The sequence below is a fragment of the Paenibacillus sp. FSL H8-0168 genome, assembly GCF_038592955.1.
In the GTDB taxonomy this organism is placed as follows: Bacteria; Bacillota; Bacilli; order Paenibacillales; family Paenibacillaceae; genus Paenibacillus; species Paenibacillus polymyxa_B.
Genome location: NZ_CP151948.1, coordinates 4049409 through 4070649 on the forward strand (window position 1 = coordinate 4049409; position 21241 = coordinate 4070649).

Sequence of the window (21241 nt, forward strand, 5' to 3'; positions counted from 1 at the left end):
ACTTGTCCAGTTCCTCCGTCACATCATACCATAGCATCGCCGCCACCTACCGTGTTATTCAACCTTAAACTGGCTTAATTCGTCTTGAAGCTTATTGGACAATTGATTTAATTGTTTGGATAGTTCAGCAACCTGTTCGAAGCTCTCCAATTGTTCCTGCGTGCTGGCACTAACCTCTTCGGTTGAAGCGGAATTCTCTTCGGTGGTGGAAGAGATGATCTCCAGCGCCTGCAAAATCTCATCTTTGTGCTTGTGGACTTTGGAGGTGTTGGTGCTGATCTGAATCATTCGCAATTTCAAATCTTCTAAATCCTTGTTAATGCTAAAGAATACTTGCTTCGTGTCCTCCACCGATCTCGCATTTTCTTCTGCAATTTTCAGACCATGAACTGTATGCTCAACCGATACACTGGTTTTTTCTTCAATCACGCGTACCTTCTTATAGATTTCCTGTGTGGCCAGTGCAGTCTGCTCAGCCAGCTTGCGAACCTCCCCGGCAACAACAGCAAACCCTTTGCCCTGTTCTCCTGCACGTGCAGCTTCAATGGAAGCATTGAGCGCCAGCAGGTTGGTCTGCGTTGCAATTTGGTTGACCGTATCCACGATGCTCGAAATCTCATGACGGCTCAGATCAATCTCCTGAATAATAGATGACATCGCTTGTGTGGAATTGTGATTTTCTTCTGCCCATCTGGATAACTGATCTACTACAGCAAGCCCCTGTCCGCTTTGCTCAGCAGAGATTTGCACCATCGTTTCGATGGCTTTGGCATCATTGGCAATTTCGTCAATTTGGCCGGATAATGCTCCGGTTTTTTGTAAAATGTTATCCGTTTCGATAGATTGGTAGTTCGTTGCATTGGCAATTTCATTAATTGCTGTCGCCGTATCGTTCATCGTGATCGCGGTTCTGGAAGAAATGGATTGCAAATCATGAGAAGACTGATTCAAGACTTGAGCTGAGCCACCCACCATTTGGAGCATGCCTTGAATTTTTTGAACCATATTGTAAATTCCTTGAGAAATTTGTCCGATTTCATTGTTGGATTGCGTATCAAACTGAACGGTCAAATCTCCATTTTCAATCAGCTTGATTTTTGCAAGCAATTTCGGGATTGATCTCAACAGATAACGGAGCGTTATATAACAAATCACAACGAGCAGGATGGTGGCTGCCGCAAAACCGCCAATGGTAAGCCAGGTAAAGGTTTTTAATTCTGTGAGCACCTCTTCTTCAGAAATAGTTAAGCCTACAGACCACCCCGTATCTTTACTGGTTGCATACCCAATATAACGACGTTCCCCATTATCATTAATTAGCTGTACTCCGGACTCACCAGCAATCATTTTCTTTCCAATCTCCCCAAGATCACCTGTGCTTTCGTTAATCTTTTCTTTCAGCACTTTATTTTGATCGGGGTGATACAAAATATCTCCTGTTTTGGACGCAAGAATCGAATAACCTGTGCTTCCAAGCGAATAGCTTTGCATAACGGCAGGGATGTCTTTGAAAGCAATATCGACAGCAGCAAATCCGATTAATTGATTACTTCTATCTTTAATCGGATAGAAAATGCCCATCAGCACATTACCCGAATTGACGTCCTTATAGGGTTCTGAGTAGTATAAACCGTCTGCTTCAACGGCTGGCTTGAAGTATGGGCGTGTATGGATATCGAAATCAGGTTTAGAAGCAACACCATCATTCTGAAGAAAGAAGCCTTTACCAGATATTCCTGCAATCCAGGCGTCGGCAAAAGATGGCTCTGCCTTTACAATGGCTGCCAAAGTCGCTACTGTTTCCGCAGCATAAGGAGAAGTTTTCACCATTTCTGCCGATGGGGTGGTTTCTAAATATTGCTTAAAAAGATTATTTGTTGACATTTGTTTGACAAGTGATCCCTTTTCCTTAAACAACGCATCGAATTGAGTGACAACGGCCTGCGTCTTGGTCTGGAGCATGGCCTCTTGCTGCTTGACAAGTATGCTTTGCGTGCTTGCAAACATGAACGTCCCCAAGGTTGCAAAGACGACAACGATAATGACTAACAAGACCATGGCCAATGTGTTGGCGATGCTGGATGATCTGAATATGCTCTTCTTAATATTTTGTGACATGCTGCCATCTCCCCGAGGAATATTGAGCGAAAAGCTCTTAGATAATATGTCGGAAGTTTGCAGCTGTTTTAATAGGTTTTTAGTATATACAATTTAAAGTTTTGCTATCTGATTCCTCATAGATTCCCTCCCGACCTGTTCCGTAACTCCAGCAAAAGATTAGGGCAGCACAAAGAGCCTCCGTCAGACGTAGGCTCTTTACTAAAAGCTATATATGAGAACGCAGGGTTTTGCGGATTTAGAGCATTTCAGCGATCCGTAAACTCAACCCTCATCCTCCGTCGTTAACTCAACTGCATCGTTGTGATACACGTATCGTTTTTCTCATATGTAGAGAATTCAGTTTCAGCCGTTTTACCTTCATGATTCACGCTAATGCGGTATGTTTTATCCCTCGGTAGCCATAGATCAATAAAACCATTGGATTGTGATTTCATGGCGGCATTCTCCATGATGACATTCCCTTCGGAGTCGTGAACGGTCACATTGAACGCACCGTTTTTTATTTCGCCTTGGCAGCCCGTTAGACTATGAGTTGCACATGGGTGGGTCTGTTCCACATATGGTGCAATCGAAACAAAAAACTCGTTGTCAGGCAAATCATAATTCATGGTCTGAGTATCGTCCCCTGTCACAATCAACTGACTGGAATTAATGGAAGCGGACTGGGGTGTTGCCTTACCTGCACTGATATCATGCACCAATTGCTTGATGTCTGTCGTCTCGTGGTTTTCCGCCCCTTCTTTCTGAATATTTCCTGCAATTAGGTATGTCCCCAATGCGGCAACAACCAACCCTGAAGCGACTAAGATTCCTTTTTTCATTTGGAGTTCATCTCCTCGTCTGTTTTGTATTATTATAAGGGAGAATGCACCATAATGGGAAAAATGGGGTGCTGAAGTCACCAGATATTCACATATCCGTGTTGTGATTCAGTTATATTTGTATCACATTAGAGGATTACCGATGAGCGAAGGAGCATGAGCAGCTCTGCTGTCTCAACGTACAAACACCCCACCACTCCTATGGAGCCATGGGGCACAATTCTTTTTAACGATCCCGGTTCACGATATAATTCATTAAGTGCTTCAAAAAAGCAATATTACGTGGGATCTCTTCCAATGCTTCCATCGCGAGGCAATAGTGTTCCCACATCTCTTTACTGGCACCTTCAAGACCAAGGATGGACACGAAATTCGAATTGTTATTATCAGAATCTTGGCCAACAGGTTTTCCGAGTAAGAGCATATCTCCTTCCACATCAAGCAAATCATCTTTAATCTGAAAAGCAATCCCCATATGATAGGCAAATTTCTTCAAAGCAGCAATTTCCGACTCCTTGACCTGTGCAAGCATGGCTGGCATAACCAGACAAGCCTCAAACGCCACTCCTGTTTTGTAAAAGCACACCATATTCAGCTGCTCCAAGGTCAGTGCCTTTCCTTTGGAATCCAGATCCATCGCCTGCCCCATACACATATCTTCTGCTTTCTGGGCCGAGTATTGTATCAAAGCAAGCACCGTTTCAGCATTGAACTGGTCAAGTGACGATTGTTCCCCAATCGCCTTCTGGATCAGATACAGACCGGTTAGTTCCGCGGTGGCGCTATTGTGCACCTGATGCAAGGTCTGACGCCCTCTACGGGTAGACGCATTATCCTGGGAAGGAAGATCATCAAAGATCAGGGAGGCTGTATGCATATATTCCAATGATCTCAGAAGAGGCACAATTGCCGATGCATCTAATCCATATTCGTTCACGCCCATGACCCAAGTCAATATAGGCCGTATCCGCTTCCCGTCCCCTTCGAGACTGTAATTTGCAGCCTCAATAAGCTGTTCTTTCATGGCCGGAATCCCTTGAGGCTTGATAATTTTCAATTGGTTGTTAATCTGCTCACGGACCATTTTGACCGTATTGAAAAAGTCTTCCTTTTCCCTCGCATCGTTTTTCAGATGGGTAATCATCTGGTCCCGAAGCAGCTTATCTAAGAAATCTACATCATCCGCTTTTTGTACCATCTTCTGAATGAGATTATTAAATTCCGGATTTCCGGATGCAAAGATCTCCATCGTTTCATTATACTTTTCAATACCTACACGTTCTTTATAACGTTTGAGCCCATTCATTGCACGATCCAGTATCACCTCACGAGCCATGGCATCGGAGTCATACACGTTATGGATAAAATAGGAAATAACCGCCCAGTATAATTCAAAGGGATTGATCAAATCCGGTCTCTGATGATGATATTTTAAATAGTAGGTATAAGGTGTTACCGCACCGTCTCTCATATCGTCAACCATATCCGCAAAATCATCAGCAAGCTGATTATAGATACCATAAAAGAATGTTCGTTGCTCAAAGCCCTCATCCGCAGGAGCACTAATCACGGAACGGACAATCAACCGGGACGAAGAGGACTTCAAAATAACGGGTATATAAAGCTCTTCATTGGTATAAGTAGCTCTCGTTAGGTCCTTAATACGGTCAATATCTTGAGAATGAAAAAAGACATAGGACTGCTCGAAAAAGGTTTGCTGTGTGTCTGGCCGCTGATGTTCCTTAATATACTCAAATGCACCCGAGAGCTCCGAATGTATGTATTGAATCAACTCCATATGATTTCCGGTCCAATCGCCCAACTCAGGCACAGATCCACTGAGAAGCGCGGCACGTATCATACGGGAATATTGTTCTTTTTCTTCAACCGTCAAAACCTGAGAATCGAGAAGATCATCAATGAAAGGATAGGTTAGACCATAGGAGTACCCAAGCCTGATGGCTTCATCAAGTCTGCGAGCACGTTCCACAGGCAACACTGTATCGTCCATTTCTTCCATCACATGCAGAATAACCCCGATAATGATCTTAATCAGTTTGCGCTGGGCTTGCTCGGCATCCATCTCTTTGGGAATATGGGAGGATACGGACCTAAGTTTGTTGATCACCCAAATTATCGCGGTTTCTATACCTTCCCTCTGGGCCCACCGATACACCCCGGCCAAATTCATAAATTCCGGTTGGTCTCCCCCGTTTGCACTGGTGGATTGGATCAAGTGTTTTTTTACGTCTGCAATGACACGCTGAATCCGGGTATGTGTGTCAGGAGAATTCAGAGCTTTGCCTAGGTCCCTCATATAAATATAGGAGACACTTCGGTCCAGATAATCATCCAATTTGCCTGTATAATTCAGCCATTGAATGTATCTATTATAGTCCCGAGTATCAGGTTTTCTCTTTCTCCGTGAAAAAAAGGATAACCATGAGGAATGATGAATATGATTTTTTTTCCACTTTTGAATGTCTTCTGTCAGGGTAGTCACATAAGATTTGTCTAAGACCTGATCATACAGTAATGCAAAATACTGAATCGCCTTCCGCTCAGCCAGCTGATATCCTGTATTGGCTTGTAATTTTTCATTCATATAATGCATTACCTCTACTTCTCATTTTGTTAAACATGGTTGCATTTCTCCCTGAGGGAACGAATTCGGATCATGTTTTTATCTTTATACGGAAAATAATCTGTGAGGTTACGAAATTTAATGGGGTCGAGGCGATATAAGAAGTACTCCCAAGAGGTGAATCGTCATGAAATATAGTGAACAAAAAAAGCTGGCTCTGCTCCATAAGAAAAGCAGCCCAGCTTGATCTTTATAGATGTTCCCCTTAGAGTGTTTGGTCCTTCTCAACCTTCTGCCATAAAGCCTCAGTCAGTTCATCTATCGTCTCCTTCATCGCCAGCTTCTCGCGCCAACGACTCGGGATACCACTTATTCCGTAATAAGCTCCTGCAATTTGCCCGTACACCGCCCCGGTCGTATCGGCATCATCCCCCAGATTCACTGCCAGCAGTGCGCCCTCTTCAAATGAAGTCGAATGGTGGAATGCCCACAACGCAGCCTCAAGGGAACGAATGACATACCCGGTTCCTTGTATTTCGGGCGGCTCTTTATACCGGTAAGATCCCCGAATTATTTCTTCAATGGCTGCCGAATAAGCGGGCTCGTCCTGCCGCCACTTATAACAGACGTCCGCCGATAACATGGATTCTTTGTCCGCTCCTCGCAGACCTGCTACAAGGATTGAAGCAAGCACAGCACAGGACTCCACACTTTCGGCTGCTCCATGGGTGGTTCGCGAGCTCATCTCAGCGTACTTCAGCGCCTCTTCCGGACGGTTCGCATAGGCCATAGCCACAGGTGCAAGCCTCATAATAGAGCCATTGCCGGCAGTCATGGGGTCAACGGCCCCGCTGTATGGATCTCCGTTAGCTTCGAAGCGATGCAGTGCTGCTCTCGTTGCACCACCGATATCAAAGCACGTTCCCGTGCTGCTCATATATCCCAAGTGATACCAATTAGTGTATCGGCGCATTTGATCTGCCGGATCAAAGCCATCTTTACGTACCATACTCTCGGCCAAGCAGAGCGCCATCGACGTATCGTCTGTCCACTGGCCCGGCTTTAACCCAAATACACCGCCGCCCACGATATCCGTTACAGGTTCAAATGTACCTGGACTGCTGAATTCCACAGTGGTTCCCAAAGCATCGCCCACAGCCAGCCCAACCAGACATCCCAAAAAACGATCCTTGATAAGTGCCATTTTGGTTTTACGCCCCTTTTCAAATGTAATAACTAACGCATATTTTCCCATCTCGCCAGGAAGGAAGCCCGACACTGCCATTTATTCGTAGCTTAAGGCCTTACAACGACTATCCGGTTTCAATTCAATGAAAATTCCTGCCTCTTGATGGTAAACGAGTGGAAACCGCTCCGTATCTACATATTCCCGCACACCGCTTGAAAGCCGCCATACCTGAAGCGGGACTCCTTTTCCCCATAAGAATAATCGGTCGTCGCAAATGGCCATATCCGCTTGGGGGTAAGGAAAAGCCCCGTCTTCAACAGGCTTACAATTTAGGGATGGGATCGCTGGAAGCACACGCCGGTACCCGGGCTGGGTCATATCGAATAGGACAACAGCCGGTTCAACTCCTTCCTCTCCCCAATCTTCCTCCTCCAGCAAATCGGCATCCATCTGTCCCCAAACCGCCAATGTATCGGGTCCTGTCCAGTACACCGGCCCATCCCAATCTATGGTTTGCCAAAGATGGCGAACTGACGGACCCTTCTCCGATTCCCATGGGTTCATCAGCCAATCGGATAAGGACCAAGTTCGGACCACTCCTAATGGAGCCCATACCCATCCCGTATCCGCAATCCACTTTCCACCTGGTGAAATCAGCAGCCTCCCATGAAAATAATCTAGATAGTGCTCATTTTTGCTTTCGCTGTTATAAACAGGAGTAGGTCTTGCTGTCAAAAGCATGCCTGTTTCTACATCCGTCAGATCAAGCCGGTTCCATTCCGTCCCATGGACAAGAATACATGCACCATCTTGGTGTACAAATGCCAGGGGAAACATACTTTTATCGTAGTGATATTCGTCCCGTGATAATTGCATTTTTCCTTGAGCATGGACTAAATCATACACTGCCGCATGCCGTCCAAAACGATTGGAGATAGCTACGTAGCTGCCGTCAGAACTGGTAACCATTTGGACAGGTTGCATGGGATTAAAATCAGGAATACAAATACGTGTGCACAATTCTGCGCTGCCAGACCGAAGTTCTAGTCTCCACAGTTCTGCTTGTGTGTTTAGTGCCAGCAGGGTTATGCTTTCCTGAGAGTCGCCCTGTAGTGGATGAATGGCTGTAAGGCGTCCGATAGACGATGGTAAATCAGGTAAAGAAACGTGATGGAATGGCATGATTAATCCCCTTTTACTCTAGATAAATAATAATTTATACCCGCATTTGTGAAGCTTGCTTTATCGACAAAAAATCTGATATCAAGCAATGCAGTCAATACTTTCATAAAAACTCCCGGTTTTTTCTTGCAAAACAACTTAAGATATGTAATTTCGCTAGGATCTCTTTTGAGAACAAAATAGGAGTAATTCATCAAGATCAAATGGGAGATGAACTGCTCTGTTGGAGATTGATGCTCATTGATACAGTCTATCAGCACCTCTAATACCCTATTTTTATTAGATTTGTAGGCTTGCATAAACATCGTTGCTTCTACAAATGGCTTGTTGAAATCATCGAATGGAAAATCATATACATCATGACTACCCAGCATAAAGTTGACCCATTGGCCTTGTAAAAATTTTATTTTTTCCAGCGCTGCTTGTGTATCCATATCCATCTTATTTTTGTTAATATGTTCATGCAAAATGTTAATAAGAATGTGCAGATCATAATATTGTGCGTCTTCCATTCTGTACATGACCCTATTATTTTCAATCGTTAGACGATCATAAATGTCGTCACCTAAACCCAGTTCAAATAAAAGATGTTGGAGGAAAAGTAGTCTGTCCTGAGCAAACGTGAATTCATTGCCTCTCTCTCTTAGATGTGAAACTTGATATTGATAATAAAAACAAAATAAGTTTTTTCTCCTATAAGCAACATCTTTATGTATATCAAAAACATTAAAAATGAGCGAAAGCAATCGAATCAGGCGTTCAGCATCCAGTTCGCTTCGAATGACATGATCCATTTTTGTAAATAGCGACCTGTCAAACAGATCATGCCATCGCACTAGAGAAACATAATCCTGCTCGTTTATATTCAGGGTTAATATTCTTAAATTTTGCTCTTGATCGGGATAAGAATAAAATAGATATTCATGACTTAAATCAGAAATACGCTCATTAAAATAAGCTCTTAATTTGTAATCGTATATTTTAGAAAATGACATGCTTATCCTCCTTACAAGTAAGCCTGAGCATATTAAACTAAGCACAAAACATGTTCGAACTCCTATATTGTAAAATTAATCTAGATAGTCTGGCAAGGCGGCACAATCACAGAAACATATGTTCCCCATGTCTATATTATGATATCTTTACGATAGAAGTAAAACGTGATGTCAAAGGTCATAGCCTACAATTAGAAAGGAATGGACACCTATGAAACAGTTAAGCGAAGCTCTGGCCCGTTTTGTACAACAACAAAACTTGTATAATGAAGCCTACGGGCTGTTCCAAAACCACGACATCCAGCCCCGGATGGAGAAAATTTCAGATTGCTGGGACAGCCAGATTCCTGTATCCCCCGAACTTGAGTATCTGTATAGCCATTATGAAATGATCGATGCTAAGGCAGCAGGTACACACAAATTGAAAAATGCGGCAGTTGAAATCGGGGATGCTGCTGTCCTCTTTTTTGCTGCACCAGAACACCTATATCGCCAACAACTAGGCTATCGCTGGATTACATCTGGTGAGCTTGTCCAAGAATCTTCTTCGTGGCCGCCCCATCATGTCGTGATTGCCACTTTTAATGACGATCCAATCATTGTCGATACTAGCGCACCCGATTCCCCTGTATATGCTGCATTCGAAGGCGGTGCGCCGCAGCAGGTGGCTGACTCTTTGGCTAACTTCTTTACGGCTCTTTCCATCCTGATTGAAGGTGCCTGTACCTTTAAGGGAGAAGTGAAAGATGAGGACACATACGAAACCAAAACAGCATATATCGAGCACGTAAAACCATTGCTGCATCCGCTGTTGAGCGAAAATCAAACCACATATTTAATGGAATACCTATCCCTTTGTTAGAAATCCTTTTTTTGAAGAGAGGTGGAGCTTATATGATCTATATCGCATTACTGCGGGGCATCAATGTTGGCGGCAATAACAAGATCGAGATGAAGAAGCTCAAGCAAACGTTTGAAAATGCAGGTATGGGGCATGTGACGACTTACATTAATTCTGGAAACATTATTTTTTCTAGTCAAGGTCAGTCCAACGAGGAATTATCGCTCATATTGGAACAGGCGATTCTGGAGGATTTTAGCTTACCCATCCGTGTCATCGTCCGTAATATAAAGGAGATTCAGAGCATTATGGAGGCACTGCCGAATGAATGGTCTAATGATACACAGATGAAAAGTGATGTATTGTTCCTGTGGGATGAAATTAACGATATTTCCGTTCTGGACAAGCTACCTTTGAAACCGGGAATAGGCCATGTAATATATACGAACGGGGCCGTTCTGTTTTCTGTCAGCAAAGAACAAGTCACAAAAAGCGGGTTAACGAAATTAGTCGGCTCCAAGCTGTATCAGCAAATGACGGTGCGGAATGTGAACACAACTCGTCAGATTTATAAGCTGATGCAAATGGCTGAACAGGAAGAACTACGGGATACGGACTCCTGACTGTAGTCCAAAAGCAATCTTAGAAGAGTAAACTCAAAAAAGGGAGCCTTTTTACGGCTCCCCAACTGTTTTTCTTCGATGTAATGTTTTCCCTAGTCTTTGTGTATTGGCCTCGTTAAATTTTAAAGCCTTCGACCATTTCATTCAGTCGGGCCGCGCTTTCCTTCACCTGATCAGACTGGTGTGCCACTTCAATTGATTTCTCCGTCGATGAAACCATATTCTCTGCAATGTGCTGAGTGGATATAGCAGACTGTTCGCTGGCTGTTGCAATCTCATGAATCGCTCTTACCATGGTTTGGATGGTTTCATTCACCTGCTTAGAGGTGGCGTTCAAATCATTGACCGTGTTCGTATGCTCCACGGCATCATTGTAATATTGTCCTGCTGTATCCTCAAGCAGCTGATAATCCTTGCCTACCTGGGCTTGCAGGAAGTGCAATAATTCTTCGGCATTAGTAGTTAAATTCTCAACAGATTGCACAACTTCTTGAGTAACACTCTGAATTTGGTCTACCGCGTGTTTGGAGCCGTCTGCCAACTTGCGAATCTCGTTAGCCACAACCGCAAACCCTTTACCTGACTCACCCGCACGAGCCGCTTCAATGGATGCATTTAGAGCCAGCAAATTGGTTTGTGCCGTAATTTCTAAGATGGACTGAGAAAGTAAACGAATTTGGTCTACGCCCTTGGCTCGTTCTAGCGCTTCCTTCATCTTTTCATTGGCCTTCCGGTAAATTTCCTTGGCTGCTTTATTGGATTCACTAGCCGCATGCTTCAATGTTTCGGCTTTTACACTTGTATCATTGGCAGACTGAGCTCTTTCTTGAGTTTTGACCGAAATGTACTCTGCTGCCCGCTGCATTTCTTCCGCAGAATGGTTCATATTTTCGGTGTATGCCGAAGTCTCTTCCATAGCTGCTGACAGCTGTTCGACCGTGGCAGATACATCTCTAATCCGCTCATTGAGATCTGTCATATTATGATTCGTCTGGTCACTCAGTTGGTTAATTTGGCGTGACTCATTGATAACCCCCGTTATGACCATTGAGGTTGAATCTGTCATTTGTTGAATGGCACGAGCAATGACAGCGATCTCATTATTTCCTTTGAGCAAGGTAGGATCAAGTGCTGCCGTTAAATTCCCTTGGGTAATCTCCTCACAGTATTTCGTAATTGTACTCATCCGAAAACGGATATTTCGAATGGCCGCAAAGGAGATAGTGATAAGAATAGCCAGCACGAGGGCCAGAACCGTGATCAAAACAATTGTACGCATTTTAATCTCATTTTGCGTATTTTGATATAAGTTGGCGGATTGCTCATTGTTATAATCTGAAATCGTAGTCAACATCGTAACAATTGCCGTACTGGATTTATTAATCCGGCCTCTCTCTTCCGTGTCATACGTTCCGCTATTTTTTTTGACTGCCATGATTTGCTCAATATCCTGATAATATGTGTCTATACTCCCCCGTAGTTCCTCGTATAATTTCTGTTCCTTAGCATCCAAATTCCTTTGTGAGAATTCATTTAGCCCGGTTGTAACGCTATCTTTTCCTTTCTGCACTTGCTTATACTGTTTGTCTGTGTACTCCTTATTGTCAAGTATTTTGGTATAATTAGCCCGCATATTATAGAAATCACTTTTGACTTCAAGAATATTCGTTTGGTGTTGAAAGCGATCCACATACAAAATACCTTGACCTTCTTTAGCTTGATACATACCGATAACCCCTACCAACGATACAATGAGTAAACCCACTAAGCTGATTACAATCATGGAGATCATCGTTGTCGTAACCTTTAAATCTCTAAAACCTTTTCCTTTTTTAGTCCTGTCTGATAGCTCGTTACTCATCCAAACCCCTCCAGATCGTCTATGGATAATAGTTCACGCTGCAGATCACAGAACGTGATGATATATATATCTATATATCGGTAGAAAGCGCTTAAATTTATAAGTAAAATAACGGTACTGCAAAAATAAGAATATTATAGTAGGCAACTTCATATTTGGATTTGCTATGTAACTCAAAATTTTAGATATTCATGGGCTTAAAGAATTTGCTAAACTAGAAGAGGAGTCCTTACACGAAGTGGGGCACATATAAAAAACGAACGCTGAATGATGGGAGAGAAAGTATTGTGACAAACATACAAAATAAAAAACAAGTATATATAATCCACGGATACACAGCTTCGCCAGCCGATCATTGGTTCCCTTGGTTACAAGACAAATTACAGGAAGATGGAGTATCGGTAGGTATACTGGAGATGCCCAACTCGCAATCCCCCAAACTTAATGAGTGGATCGAGCATCTATTACAAAATATTAAAGTTCTACATAAAGACACCTATTTTATTGGTCATAGCTTGGGATGTGTATCCATATTAAGATACCTACAGCAAGTAAGTATCCCAGAACCACTTGGTGGTCTCGTTTTCGTTTCCGGTTTTACTGATCCAGTGCCGAGTCTACCGTCATTAGATGAATTTACAAATGGCCATTTGGATTATCAGCAAATCATGGATTCGCTAAAAGCGCGTTCAGTTATCGCTTCAAAGGATGACACAATTGTGCCCTTTGCACTCAGTAAGAAACTAGCTGAAGACATCCAAGCCGATTTCCATGAAGTAGACCATGGAGGACACTTTTTACAAAGTGACGGTTTTACCACCTTACCGATGGTACATCAAGTGTTAATTGAAATGATGAATGCAAATAAGTAGCATGACAGGCTTAGTTTGAAAACTTACATAACCCGCAAAATGGAACCGGCGAAGGGTTCATTATTGCGGGTTCAATACATCAATATAATGCCCATTTTTCCGTACACAGCTCTATAAATGAATGGGCAACCTGTTCACATTCGTCATATCCCAAACTACCAGAATGAGCAAAAAGAACGGGATACTCATTGTTTCTTTTTTCCTCTCTCATATCAAACATATAGTGGTTTCCGCACCCATCCATCGCAAACGATACAGCACCCGGCATATATTCCGGTAACTCGTAGGCAAGGTTCATTTCTCTCAAATCTTCGGTATTAAAAAACTGAAAATAACGTTCTCCATTTTGAAACTCCCCGCCGTTAGAGTATCTCAAAAAATCCATATAGCTGTCAGGAAATTGCCCTTGGGGCAGATGCCAGCTCACAGGATCTAAAGGTTTATATTGATCATAGAATGGAGACGACTTTGGAAAAGGGTTCACTTGTCTTTGCTTGATTTCGTGAATCTCTTGTTCCGATAGCTTTATGTTCCATGTTTTCAAAAAATTTACGATTTGTTCATCCGTTGCTTCCAGACTTTTTACAAACTGCTGTTCAAAGTGAATACTCCACATATCAGCCAACCTCCATACCTCGATGCCTCTAAGAGTTGTTGTTTCTACCGAGCAAGCTATTCCTTATCTACTACCGCCTGCCATACTTTTGTAATGTCTATAGGCGACTTGCTGCTGGTCTCCCCTCCACCTTCCCGAGTCCATAGCGGCGGATAATATGCAAATACCTCTCCCGGCTGAAGTTGCTCCATATCCTTCTGCCAACCGTTCCAGCGGAATGTCTGGTAGAACAAGTCCAAATCTCCCTCAGCCAACCAGCCCAAGAAACCGGAATAGGCCAGCTCTGTGGATTCCCATTCCAATGCATCTGGTGCAAAATAGTAGATATGACCGCTACGTCCAAATTTTCCTGTATCCAATCCAAAAAATCCACCTGCTGCATCATAAGCCACAATCAGCATCCCCTCAAGTGCAGGAACACTTTCTGGCTCCTGAAGCCCGTTCCATGAGGTCAAGCTACCAAAAATTCCAGAGCCACCCGCACCCAGCAAGGTGATCCAACCGTAATCAAACACGATTCCTCCTGTCTCATAGGCAACTGTTCCCAAATACGATTTCGTACTCACCTGCAAACGGTACAGCGTGTCCCCCGTAGCGGATTCCGATTCGGCCGATACAATGTGATGTGAATTCTGGCCTTCTTTCAGAATATTTCTGACCTCTTCCCATGCATGGTTATCCTTATCCACCAGTTCTTCAACCGTTAAAGTATGCATGTTCATTCCCCTTCCCGCGTATTCCAAAATTCACTTTCAACCTGCGAACTGATGTTTGAAAACCTGCGTTTGATCTAAAATCACCCACTGATTCACTTCGTCGTATCCTTTTACAATGGCCGTGACCTCATGCTTCGGATACATCCACTCGGATGGTGTCTTTTCCTCATATGTACGAGTGTCTGACAATCCGACCGCATGATGCTGGAAAATATGAATAAGCGTACCGTGTGGGAAAAATACTTCAATATAACCCTTTACCTTAGTTCCAACGGGCAGTGCATTTTTGATTTGATGCCATTCCTGGTTGAAGGTGCGAAGATAATTGGACCAGACTTCTTCAAACTCTTTTTTTGTAATTTGCGTATAATAGGGCTCTGTATATTCAATCGCTTTCTCAGCTAATAAGAAATGATACTGCTCGTGCTTGCGATTAGAGGCGATATACGTGCCGTCATCCTGGATAACAATTTGCCGATAGGCTACGCCATCCGAATCTATTTCAAAATACCAGGTTCCCATGCCTGGTTCCGGGCAATCCTTAAGATATTTCATGGGCCCCTCCTATTAAAAAATTCAATTCGTTTGTATCACTTTTTCCCGCCATAGGTTCTTGCCAAATATGCGAGATATTCCGAACGCGTCAGTCCTCCCGTTTGACGGTTGAACTTATCATACGAAATGTCTTCCGGGAATCCGAATTCGGCCAGTGCTTTTCGACGCTCATCCTGATATAACGGATTATCGAGCGTTTTGTACCACTCCCGCTCTTCCCAGGAGCCAAAACAGTCGGCAACGACACTTGAATACACACCGTTATTTAAAAATTTTCGTGAGGACTTGAACACGGTCTCCCCTTCCGGTTTGGAAACCGTGCCCGTTCCCCAGGATAGACTATATGTTCTTTCTTTTCTACTATCCGTACTACAGCCATAGCCGATGGGGAACACAATATCCTCTTCAACTAACAGCTTATGTCCAACCCGCTCGTAGGCACCCCGCATAAAGGAATCATCCATAATAATCCAGGTTGTTTCGGATAACGGGGCGGATGTGATAGATTCCAAAGCTGTTGAACGGTCACGACTCGTAAACAAATATGGACGTACGAATAAAGGCATGGTCATGACACTGTTCCAAATGCTTTCCTCTGCAAACAACTGATCCTTTTGCATTTGGCGCAGATCTCCAATGACCAGTACATATCCATCTGTGAAAAGGTCTATTTCCACGCGGAAGATGTCTCCCGGTACCGTTTTATAACGCTGATTTTTCATATGCTTCAGTCGGTGCAGCCTGTGATCGTAATCCTTGGGCACAAGTGACGGATATTGCTGAAGCCAATCGATGATCTCTTCTTTACTATGTAAATGCTCACATCCCGTAATAGGGAGTTTCACACCCGTTTTGCTATTCACAGCAGTAACATAACTAAGAGGACGATCCCTTCGAATGCCTGCTGAAAAGGTTACGCCTTCTGCCTTGATGCTCGAAACACTTGTGTAATTCAGCTTTTTCTCTTTGCCACGAGCCGTTTTAGGCAAAACAAATGCCTGGTCACGCGTAAGAATCTCTACATCGGATTCTCCATAGGTATCCTCAGTGGAAGAAATTCGCTTGCGAATAACATCCCCATCCATACAAATAAAGTATCCATCTTTAATTTCTATCACATCCCAATGCTCTTCCAGCACCTCCAGCCCGAAGTACGGTCGTAACGCGTTCGTTAGCCAACGATTCATCTGTTCCTCCAGTTCCAAGTACATCTCAATGCACCCGGGTTCAATTTTCCCAAAGATTATAACATAACGTAGCATGTAGCTCGTTTATTCCTACACTGTTCCAGCTTGGACCAACTCCTCCTGAATCCAGCTACTGCTGGTAGAAAGCTGGAGCAAGTCGGCAGCGATCTGTTTGACCTGCTCTTGCAACACGTGTGACTGATCCGTTCCTTCCAGAAAGCGACTCAAAAAATGAAGAAATACGTCTACCTTCCTAAGCAGCATCAATATAGGCAAAGCATCAATCTCGTTGTGGCTTAAATGAACCTGGCGGCTGAATCCCCGGCAAAAATCCCGAACGGCTGTCTCCTCCTCCGGTTGTCCCAAAAATCCTGATAAGATGACCGCCGGCTCCATGACCCGAACGTCTAGCGTACAAAATTCAAAATCAAGCAGTGCAGTTACTAGACTATGATCCGAATCCTTTACTAACAAATTGGAAGCGTTCAAGTCTCCATGTACAAGCTGATGCGGCAACTCTTCCAATGCATGAAGCGAATCTGCAATCTCTTCATAAGCTTCCCCTATTAATCGCAGTTCTTCATGCAAATCCTTTAGAGGCTCAGGCGGATGTAAACAAAAGCCCTGAACCGTTTCCCGGTTACACAATGGATAGGATTGCTGCAAAGCATAATACGGTCGATAGACTGGGGTCATATCAAGATTGACTGTCGCAAGCACAGCCGATAATTCGCCCGTAGCCTCGCCAAAAGAATAGGCAAAGCTTGAATCCTGCTCCAGGGGTGATATACCTTCTATGTATTTGAACAGACACACATATTTACCGCTTTCCTTCTCCAGTTGAGCAAGCGTCTCTCCCGTGACCGTCGGAATAGGCTGGGGTATTCTGAATGATAGAGAATGCTTACTCAGCTCCTGCAAAACCGCATGCTCAAATTCAATTTTATCCCGATCCCTGTGTGTATCGTAGACGCGCAGCACCACGCTTCGTCCACCACTCTTAACAAAATACGTCGTATTATTCCAACCCCCGGTTCGTCTCTGCAACGTTCCGTTCCACTCCGGCCAGTGCCGTCTTAGTATTGCTTCCAAGGATGTATCCTCCCTTCTTCGTGTCCATAGCATCGGCTGCCCCCGGCATGCGAGAAGTATGGTTATAATAGCTTTACAGGTAATTTCATTATTTTAGCATAGCAGATAGCCTATTTTATAGCAGAGGGCGACTCTAATTCACAAGAATTTAAACCGAAGGAGGAATACCTCTTCCGCAAGCTAACCGTCCTGTGTTTGTCCAAAGAGTTTTATCCTACGTTTTTCCAGTAGCATTAAGGAGAGTTAAAAGGCTCACTTACAATGTGATCGAGTCTTTTTAAACAGGACGTACACAAAAAAACAGGACTGATTAATCAGCCCTGTCTTGTACATCATACCCCTTTAGTCAATCTGGATCTGTCTGCGGGAACGATCGTCACCCTGACGTTTAGGAATTTCAAGTTTCAATACACCTTGATCCAGTTTTGCCTTAATGCCTTCTTCATCAACATGATCCACATAGAAGCGTCGGACAAATTCCCCAGAACGGCGCTCCCGTCGAATCATTTTATTCGTATCATCCTTCTCTTCATGATATTCATTCCGTTTAGCACGGATCGTCAAATAATTATGGGTAATATCGATGTCGATATCTTCTTTTGCAATGCCTGGAAGCTCAGCTTCCACCAGATATCTGTCGTTTTCTTCACGAATATCCGTCCGAAACGTCTGAGAGTTGCTGCCAAATGGAGCAAGCCAGTGGTCATCAACCATACCATTGAAGGATTTAAACATTTGTCCAAAGAAGTCTTCATTTCTTTTACGAAATGGGACCAGATCAAACATGAAAATCAGCTCCTTTTAATTGGTTGTTGTTTGTGTTCCTTACGATTCATATTATAGTACCGAATAGAGCGAGGCTCAAAGTTCAAAAGAGGCTGAAAATACTGAAATAACCCGATCCTAAGCGATCTGTCAAAAATAGTTTTAGATTTCAATCAATTTGACCTTTTTTGACCTTTTGACTTCACAAGAGACTACATATTCTTTGGCAGCCAACTCAGGCTTGCCCTGCTATCGCTTGTTCCGGTGTAGAAGCTGGGTACAAGTGACAGGCTACCTGCCGCCCCGGTGCAGCTTCGGCAAAGATGGGCTGTACTTTGCTGCATATCTCCATGGCTGCCGGGCAGCGGTTATGAAACGCACAACCACTTGGCGGATTTTCTGGACTGGGCACATCCCCTTTAAGTACAATCCGATCACGCTTCGCTTCCGGATCAGCTACAGGTACCGCAGACATTAGCGCCTTTGTATACGGATGCAGCGGCTCTCTGAACACTGCTTGGGTCGGTGCGAGTTCGACCAGCTTGCCCAGGTACATCACACCCACGCGGTCGCTGATAAATTTGACGACCGACAGATCATGGGAAATGAACATATACGTCAGGTCATATTGTTTTTGCAGGTCCTTCATCAGATTGAGCACTTGCGCCTGAATCGACACATCGAGGGCCGAGACTGGCTCGTCACACACGATAAATTTGGGATGAAGCGCCAGTGCCCTTGCGATCCCGATCCGCTGGCGTTGACCACCCGAGAACTCATGCGGATAACGATGGGCGTGATAAGGAGACAATCCGACCACTTCGAGCAGCTCGTCCACCCGCTCTTTGAGCTGCGTTTTGCTTAGCTTTTCATGCGTGATGAGCGGTTCTTCCAGCACCTGCTGTACCGTCCATCTGGGATCAAGCGAAGCAAACGGATCTTGAAACACCATCTGCATATCCGTTCTGAATTTGCGCAGCTGCTCTGTGTTTAGCTTACGTATATCCGTGCCATTAAACAGAATCTCTCCATCCGTCGGTTCGATCAATCTGAGAATTGCCCGTCCAGTTGTGGATTTGCCGCAGCCGGATTCTCCCACGATTGCCAGGGTTTCACCCTGCTTTACAGTCAGGTTAATACCATCCACCGCTTTGACTACTCCCACTTGTTTGGAAAAAAGTCCTTTTTTGATCGGATAGTGTTTTTTCAAATTACGTATTTCAAGCAGTGTACTCATGATATCCCTCCTGCTGTAGCAAGCAGCGGCTTTTGTGTCCGGGTTCCACTTCTGTAAGCTCCGGGGCCTCTGCACGGCAAATTTCCTTAGCAAACTGACAACGCGGTGCAAAGCGGCAGCCTTTTGGCATATCGAGCGGGTTGGGAACCTGGCCCGGAATGGAAGCCAGACGCTCCTGATCACTGTTCAATTGCGGCAGTGAGGCTAGCAAACTTTGTGTATACGGATGCTTGGGATCTTTAAAAAGCGTTTTTACATCGGTTTCTTCTACCACTTGTCCGGCGTACATAATCACGACCCGATCGCACATTTCAGCAACGACACCAAGGTCATGAGTAATCATCAGAATGGAAGTTCCTTCGGACTTCTGCAGCTCACGCATCAAGTCAAGAATCTGTGCTTGAATGGTTACATCGAGTGCCGTTGTCGGTTCATCGGCGATCAGCAGCTTCGGATTGCACACCATCGCCATCGCAATCATCACCCGTTGGCGCATACCGCCCGAGAGTTCATGCGGATAAGAAGCGGCTACTTTTTCTGGACGTGGAATTCCTACTTTCGTCAGCATTTCCACAGCCATGTCTTTTGCTTTGTGTTTGCTTACACCGTGGTGGTAGCGGGCAGACTCCGCAATTTGCTTGCCGATTTTGAACACAGGATTTAGCGAAGTCATGGGCTCCTGAAAAATCATAGCCATCTCGTTGCCACGAATCGAGCGCATTTTCCGCTCCGAAAAATCCAGCATGTTTTCACCGTTAAACCGTACTTCCCCAGCGGCTACTTTCCCAAGTCCCTTGGGGAGGAGCTGCATAATGGAAAGGGAGGTAATGCTCTTGCCGCACCCGGATTCGCCAACGATTCCGAGTGTTTCGCCTTTGCCAACCGATAGATCGACGCCGTCCACAGCCCGGATGGTGCCAGCCGCAGTCTTGAACTCCGTCCGGAGGTTGGTTACTTCAAGCAGTTGTGCCATGCCCTCTTCCTCCTCCTTGTCCATCATTGATCCTTCATGTTCTTTTTTTCTTAGGGAATAAGCTTATTCAGACTTACCCATCGTTTGCAGATGCCTCATGGTACCGTACAATTTAGTAATATGTTGAAACTCCTTTTCCGAATGAAAAGAGCATTGCCCACGTCCATAAGCTTTGGCTGTTTCTACAGCCAATTTGGCCGCCAGCGCAATATCGCTTTCGTGGCTGGCCCCCGTTGCACTGCCTGGGACAGGAGCAGCGGCCGTGATGGCTACACCAACCACTGGAGCGGAAGTTGCCACCGCTGGTTGCAAAATGCTGTTGATGTGATACAGGTCGTTACCATAAGGTGTGATGTCCTGCGTAGTTACAGCAAACGTGACACACGGTTCGCCAGTAACGGTCTGAACAATATCGACGAGGTCTTCACTAATTCGTAGCACATAGCCTTCACGTACAGTAGGGGAAATGGCAATACCTTTATGGTTAATGACCCGATTCCCTTTGGTCGTATCAATGGACAGGATCGCTTCCATTTCGGGTGTCACTTCATATTTGTTCATCGTCAAAATATCTACGGGTGAATCCATAAATGGAACCGGATCATGGGGCTGAGTAGGTGCATCTGGACAAATATGTGTACAGATAATCACATCTCCATCAAGCACATCTCCTTTGGACTGCATGCTCAAAAGTTTAGCCGCCGCAGAAATTGCCGCTGCCGCACCGTCACCATCGGATACAAATCCGATCATCTCCGGTCGTGCTCCAAGTCCACCAAGTCGCCCTACTACACCCAAGGTTGGAGAATCGCCCCCCTGAATGCGACCCGTTTTACCGGCAATGACAATTTTAATAAAATCCGTAGACCCCTTTTCACCTTTCACGGTGGAGACCGTAATCTCCGCTTGACCCAGTTGTTCCAAATAAGCTTTGACTTCTGCCCCGCTGGCAAACGGACTATCCAAAAGGTCATAGACTTCAAAAACTTGTTTCATCATACGGCAGATCCC

The 21241-nt window shown here is 44.5% G+C and carries 19 protein-coding genes; 3 read left to right on the plus strand and 16 right to left on the minus strand.

The window, feature by feature from the left end; genetic code table 11:
• Positions 1-54: 54 nt before the first annotated feature.
• The 6 genes from MHI21_RS17850 to MHI21_RS17875 form a co-directional block, all read right to left on the minus strand.
• The gene (locus MHI21_RS17850; protein ID WP_342418634.1) at positions 55-2118 is read right to left on the minus strand and encodes a methyl-accepting chemotaxis protein; all 2064 of its coding nucleotides are present in this window, start codon (positions 2116-2118) and stop codon (positions 55-57) included.
• 284 nt (positions 2119-2402) lie between these two features.
• The gene (locus MHI21_RS17855; protein WP_342418635.1) at positions 2403-2942 is read right to left on the minus strand and encodes a CueP family metal-binding protein; all 540 of its coding nucleotides are present in this window, start codon (positions 2940-2942) and stop codon (positions 2403-2405) included.
• 226 nt (positions 2943-3168) lie between these two features.
• Entirely contained in the window at positions 3169-5556 is a 2388-nt protein-coding gene (locus MHI21_RS17860; RefSeq protein ID WP_342418636.1) for a polyprenyl synthetase family protein, read from the minus strand.
• A 235-nt stretch (positions 5557-5791) separates the two neighbouring features.
• Positions 5792-6730 carry an ADP-ribosylglycohydrolase family protein gene (locus tag MHI21_RS17865; RefSeq protein ID WP_342418637.1) on the minus strand — a complete coding sequence of 313 codons (939 nt, stop codon included), beginning with the start codon at positions 6728-6730 and terminating at the stop codon, positions 5792-5794.
• 81 nt (positions 6731-6811) lie between these two features.
• Positions 6812-7897, minus strand: a complete 1086-nt coding sequence (locus MHI21_RS17870) for a hypothetical protein (RefSeq protein WP_342418638.1) — start codon at positions 7895-7897, stop codon at positions 6812-6814.
• 2 nt (positions 7898-7899) lie between these two features.
• Positions 7900-8892 carry a hypothetical protein gene (locus MHI21_RS17875; protein ID WP_342418639.1) on the minus strand — a complete coding sequence of 331 codons (993 nt, stop codon included), beginning with the start codon at positions 8890-8892 and terminating at the stop codon, positions 7900-7902.
• A gap of 211 nt (positions 8893-9103) precedes the next feature.
• Here MHI21_RS17875 and MHI21_RS17880 point away from each other — a divergent pair, with 211 nt between their 5' ends.
• Both MHI21_RS17880 and MHI21_RS17885 read left to right on the plus strand, forming a co-directional pair.
• On the plus strand, positions 9104-9754 hold the full coding sequence (locus MHI21_RS17880; protein ID WP_342418640.1) for a hypothetical protein: 651 nt from the start codon (positions 9104-9106) through the stop codon (positions 9752-9754).
• 32 nt (positions 9755-9786) lie between these two features.
• Positions 9787-10356: a DUF1697 domain-containing protein gene (locus tag MHI21_RS17885; protein WP_342418641.1), complete on the plus strand. Its 570-nt coding sequence runs from the start codon at positions 9787-9789 to the stop codon at positions 10354-10356.
• 115 nt (positions 10357-10471) lie between these two features.
• Here the strand turns inward: MHI21_RS17885 and MHI21_RS17890 are convergent, their stop codons facing one another.
• On the minus strand, positions 10472-12217 hold the full coding sequence (locus MHI21_RS17890; RefSeq protein WP_342418642.1) for a methyl-accepting chemotaxis protein: 1746 nt from the start codon (positions 12215-12217) through the stop codon (positions 10472-10474).
• A 287-nt stretch (positions 12218-12504) separates the two neighbouring features.
• Here MHI21_RS17890 and MHI21_RS17895 point away from each other — a divergent pair, with 287 nt between their 5' ends.
• Positions 12505-13089: an alpha/beta hydrolase gene (locus MHI21_RS17895; protein WP_061829653.1), complete on the plus strand. Its 585-nt coding sequence runs from the start codon at positions 12505-12507 to the stop codon at positions 13087-13089.
• A gap of 79 nt (positions 13090-13168) precedes the next feature.
• On the opposite strand, the gene MHI21_RS17900 is transcribed toward MHI21_RS17895, so the two are convergent.
• From MHI21_RS17900 to MHI21_RS17940, 9 genes are all read right to left on the minus strand, one after another.
• Complete coding sequence (locus MHI21_RS17900) at positions 13169-13705, minus strand: SMI1/KNR4 family protein (protein ID WP_235309113.1); 537 nt, start codon at positions 13703-13705, stop codon at positions 13169-13171.
• A gap of 56 nt (positions 13706-13761) precedes the next feature.
• The gene (locus tag MHI21_RS17905) at positions 13762-14421 is read right to left on the minus strand and encodes a DUF2625 domain-containing protein (RefSeq protein WP_342418643.1); all 660 of its coding nucleotides are present in this window, start codon (positions 14419-14421) and stop codon (positions 13762-13764) included.
• A gap of 36 nt (positions 14422-14457) precedes the next feature.
• Positions 14458-14976 (minus strand): hypothetical protein, encoded by a 519-nt coding sequence (locus MHI21_RS17910; protein ID WP_341163531.1) that lies wholly within the window; start codon positions 14974-14976, stop codon positions 14458-14460.
• 35 nt (positions 14977-15011) lie between these two features.
• The gene (locus MHI21_RS17915; RefSeq protein ID WP_342420222.1) at positions 15012-16163 is read right to left on the minus strand and encodes an immunity 26/phosphotriesterase HocA family protein; all 1152 of its coding nucleotides are present in this window, start codon (positions 16161-16163) and stop codon (positions 15012-15014) included.
• Positions 16164-16253: 90 nt separating this feature from the next.
• The gene (locus tag MHI21_RS17920) at positions 16254-17255 is read right to left on the minus strand and encodes a phosphotransferase (protein ID WP_342418644.1); all 1002 of its coding nucleotides are present in this window, start codon (positions 17253-17255) and stop codon (positions 16254-16256) included.
• Positions 17256-17597: 342 nt separating this feature from the next.
• Positions 17598-18041 carry an Hsp20/alpha crystallin family protein gene (locus tag MHI21_RS17925; protein ID WP_165178567.1) on the minus strand — a complete coding sequence of 148 codons (444 nt, stop codon included), beginning with the start codon at positions 18039-18041 and terminating at the stop codon, positions 17598-17600.
• A gap of 214 nt (positions 18042-18255) precedes the next feature.
• Positions 18256-19257 carry a dipeptide ABC transporter ATP-binding protein gene (locus MHI21_RS17930; RefSeq protein ID WP_342418645.1) on the minus strand — a complete coding sequence of 334 codons (1002 nt, stop codon included), beginning with the start codon at positions 19255-19257 and terminating at the stop codon, positions 18256-18258.
• A complete protein-coding gene (locus MHI21_RS17935) occupies positions 19241-20230 on the minus strand; it encodes an ABC transporter ATP-binding protein (RefSeq protein ID WP_061829731.1) in 990 nt (329 codons plus the stop codon). Before MHI21_RS17935 ends, MHI21_RS17930 begins: the two co-directional genes overlap by 17 nt.
• 63 nt (positions 20231-20293) lie before the next feature.
• Positions 20294-21229, minus strand: coding sequence for a DUF1177 domain-containing protein (locus tag MHI21_RS17940; protein WP_341163528.1), 936 nt, complete (start codon positions 21227-21229; stop codon positions 20294-20296).
• Between the last annotated feature and the right edge of the window lie 12 nt (positions 21230-21241).

Coding starts and splice junctions, on each gene's coding strand:
- MHI21_RS17850 (WP_342418634.1), bottom strand. CDS start 2,118: ATGTCACAAAATATTAAGAAGAGCATATTCAGATCATCCAGCATCGCC.
- MHI21_RS17855 (WP_342418635.1), bottom strand. CDS start 2,942: ATGAAAAAAGGAATCTTAGTCGCTTCAGGGTTGGTTGTTGCCGCATTG.
- MHI21_RS17860 (WP_342418636.1), bottom strand. CDS start 5,556: ATGCATTATATGAATGAAAAATTACAAGCCAATACAGGATATCAGCTG.
- MHI21_RS17865 (WP_342418637.1), bottom strand. CDS start 6,730: ATGGCACTTATCAAGGATCGTTTTTTGGGATGTCTGGTTGGGCTGGCT.
- MHI21_RS17870 (WP_342418638.1), bottom strand. CDS start 7,897: ATGCCATTCCATCACGTTTCTTTACCTGATTTACCATCGTCTATCGGA.
- MHI21_RS17875 (WP_342418639.1), bottom strand. CDS start 8,892: ATGTCATTTTCTAAAATATACGATTACAAATTAAGAGCTTATTTTAAT.
- MHI21_RS17880 (WP_342418640.1), top strand. CDS start 9,104: ATGAAACAGTTAAGCGAAGCTCTGGCCCGTTTTGTACAACAACAAAAC.
- MHI21_RS17885 (WP_342418641.1), top strand. CDS start 9,787: ATGATCTATATCGCATTACTGCGGGGCATCAATGTTGGCGGCAATAAC.
- MHI21_RS17890 (WP_342418642.1), bottom strand. CDS start 12,217: ATGAGTAACGAGCTATCAGACAGGACTAAAAAAGGAAAAGGTTTTAGA.
- MHI21_RS17900 (WP_235309113.1), bottom strand. CDS start 13,705: ATGTGGAGTATTCACTTTGAACAGCAGTTTGTAAAAAGTCTGGAAGCA.
- MHI21_RS17905 (WP_342418643.1), bottom strand. CDS start 14,421: ATGCATACTTTAACGGTTGAAGAACTGGTGGATAAGGATAACCATGCA.
- MHI21_RS17910 (WP_341163531.1), bottom strand. CDS start 14,976: ATGAAATATCTTAAGGATTGCCCGGAACCAGGCATGGGAACCTGGTAT.
- MHI21_RS17915 (WP_342420222.1), bottom strand. CDS start 16,163: ATGAATCGTTGGCTAACGAACGCGTTACGACCGTACTTCGGGCTGGAG.
- MHI21_RS17925 (WP_165178567.1), bottom strand. CDS start 18,041: ATGTTTGATCTGGTCCCATTTCGTAAAAGAAATGAAGACTTCTTTGGA.
- MHI21_RS17930 (WP_342418645.1), bottom strand. CDS start 19,257: ATGAGTACACTGCTTGAAATACGTAATTTGAAAAAACACTATCCGATC.
- MHI21_RS17935 (WP_061829731.1), bottom strand. CDS start 20,230: ATGGCACAACTGCTTGAAGTAACCAACCTCCGGACGGAGTTCAAGACT.
- MHI21_RS17940 (WP_341163528.1), bottom strand. CDS start 21,229: ATGATGAAACAAGTTTTTGAAGTCTATGACCTTTTGGATAGTCCGTTT.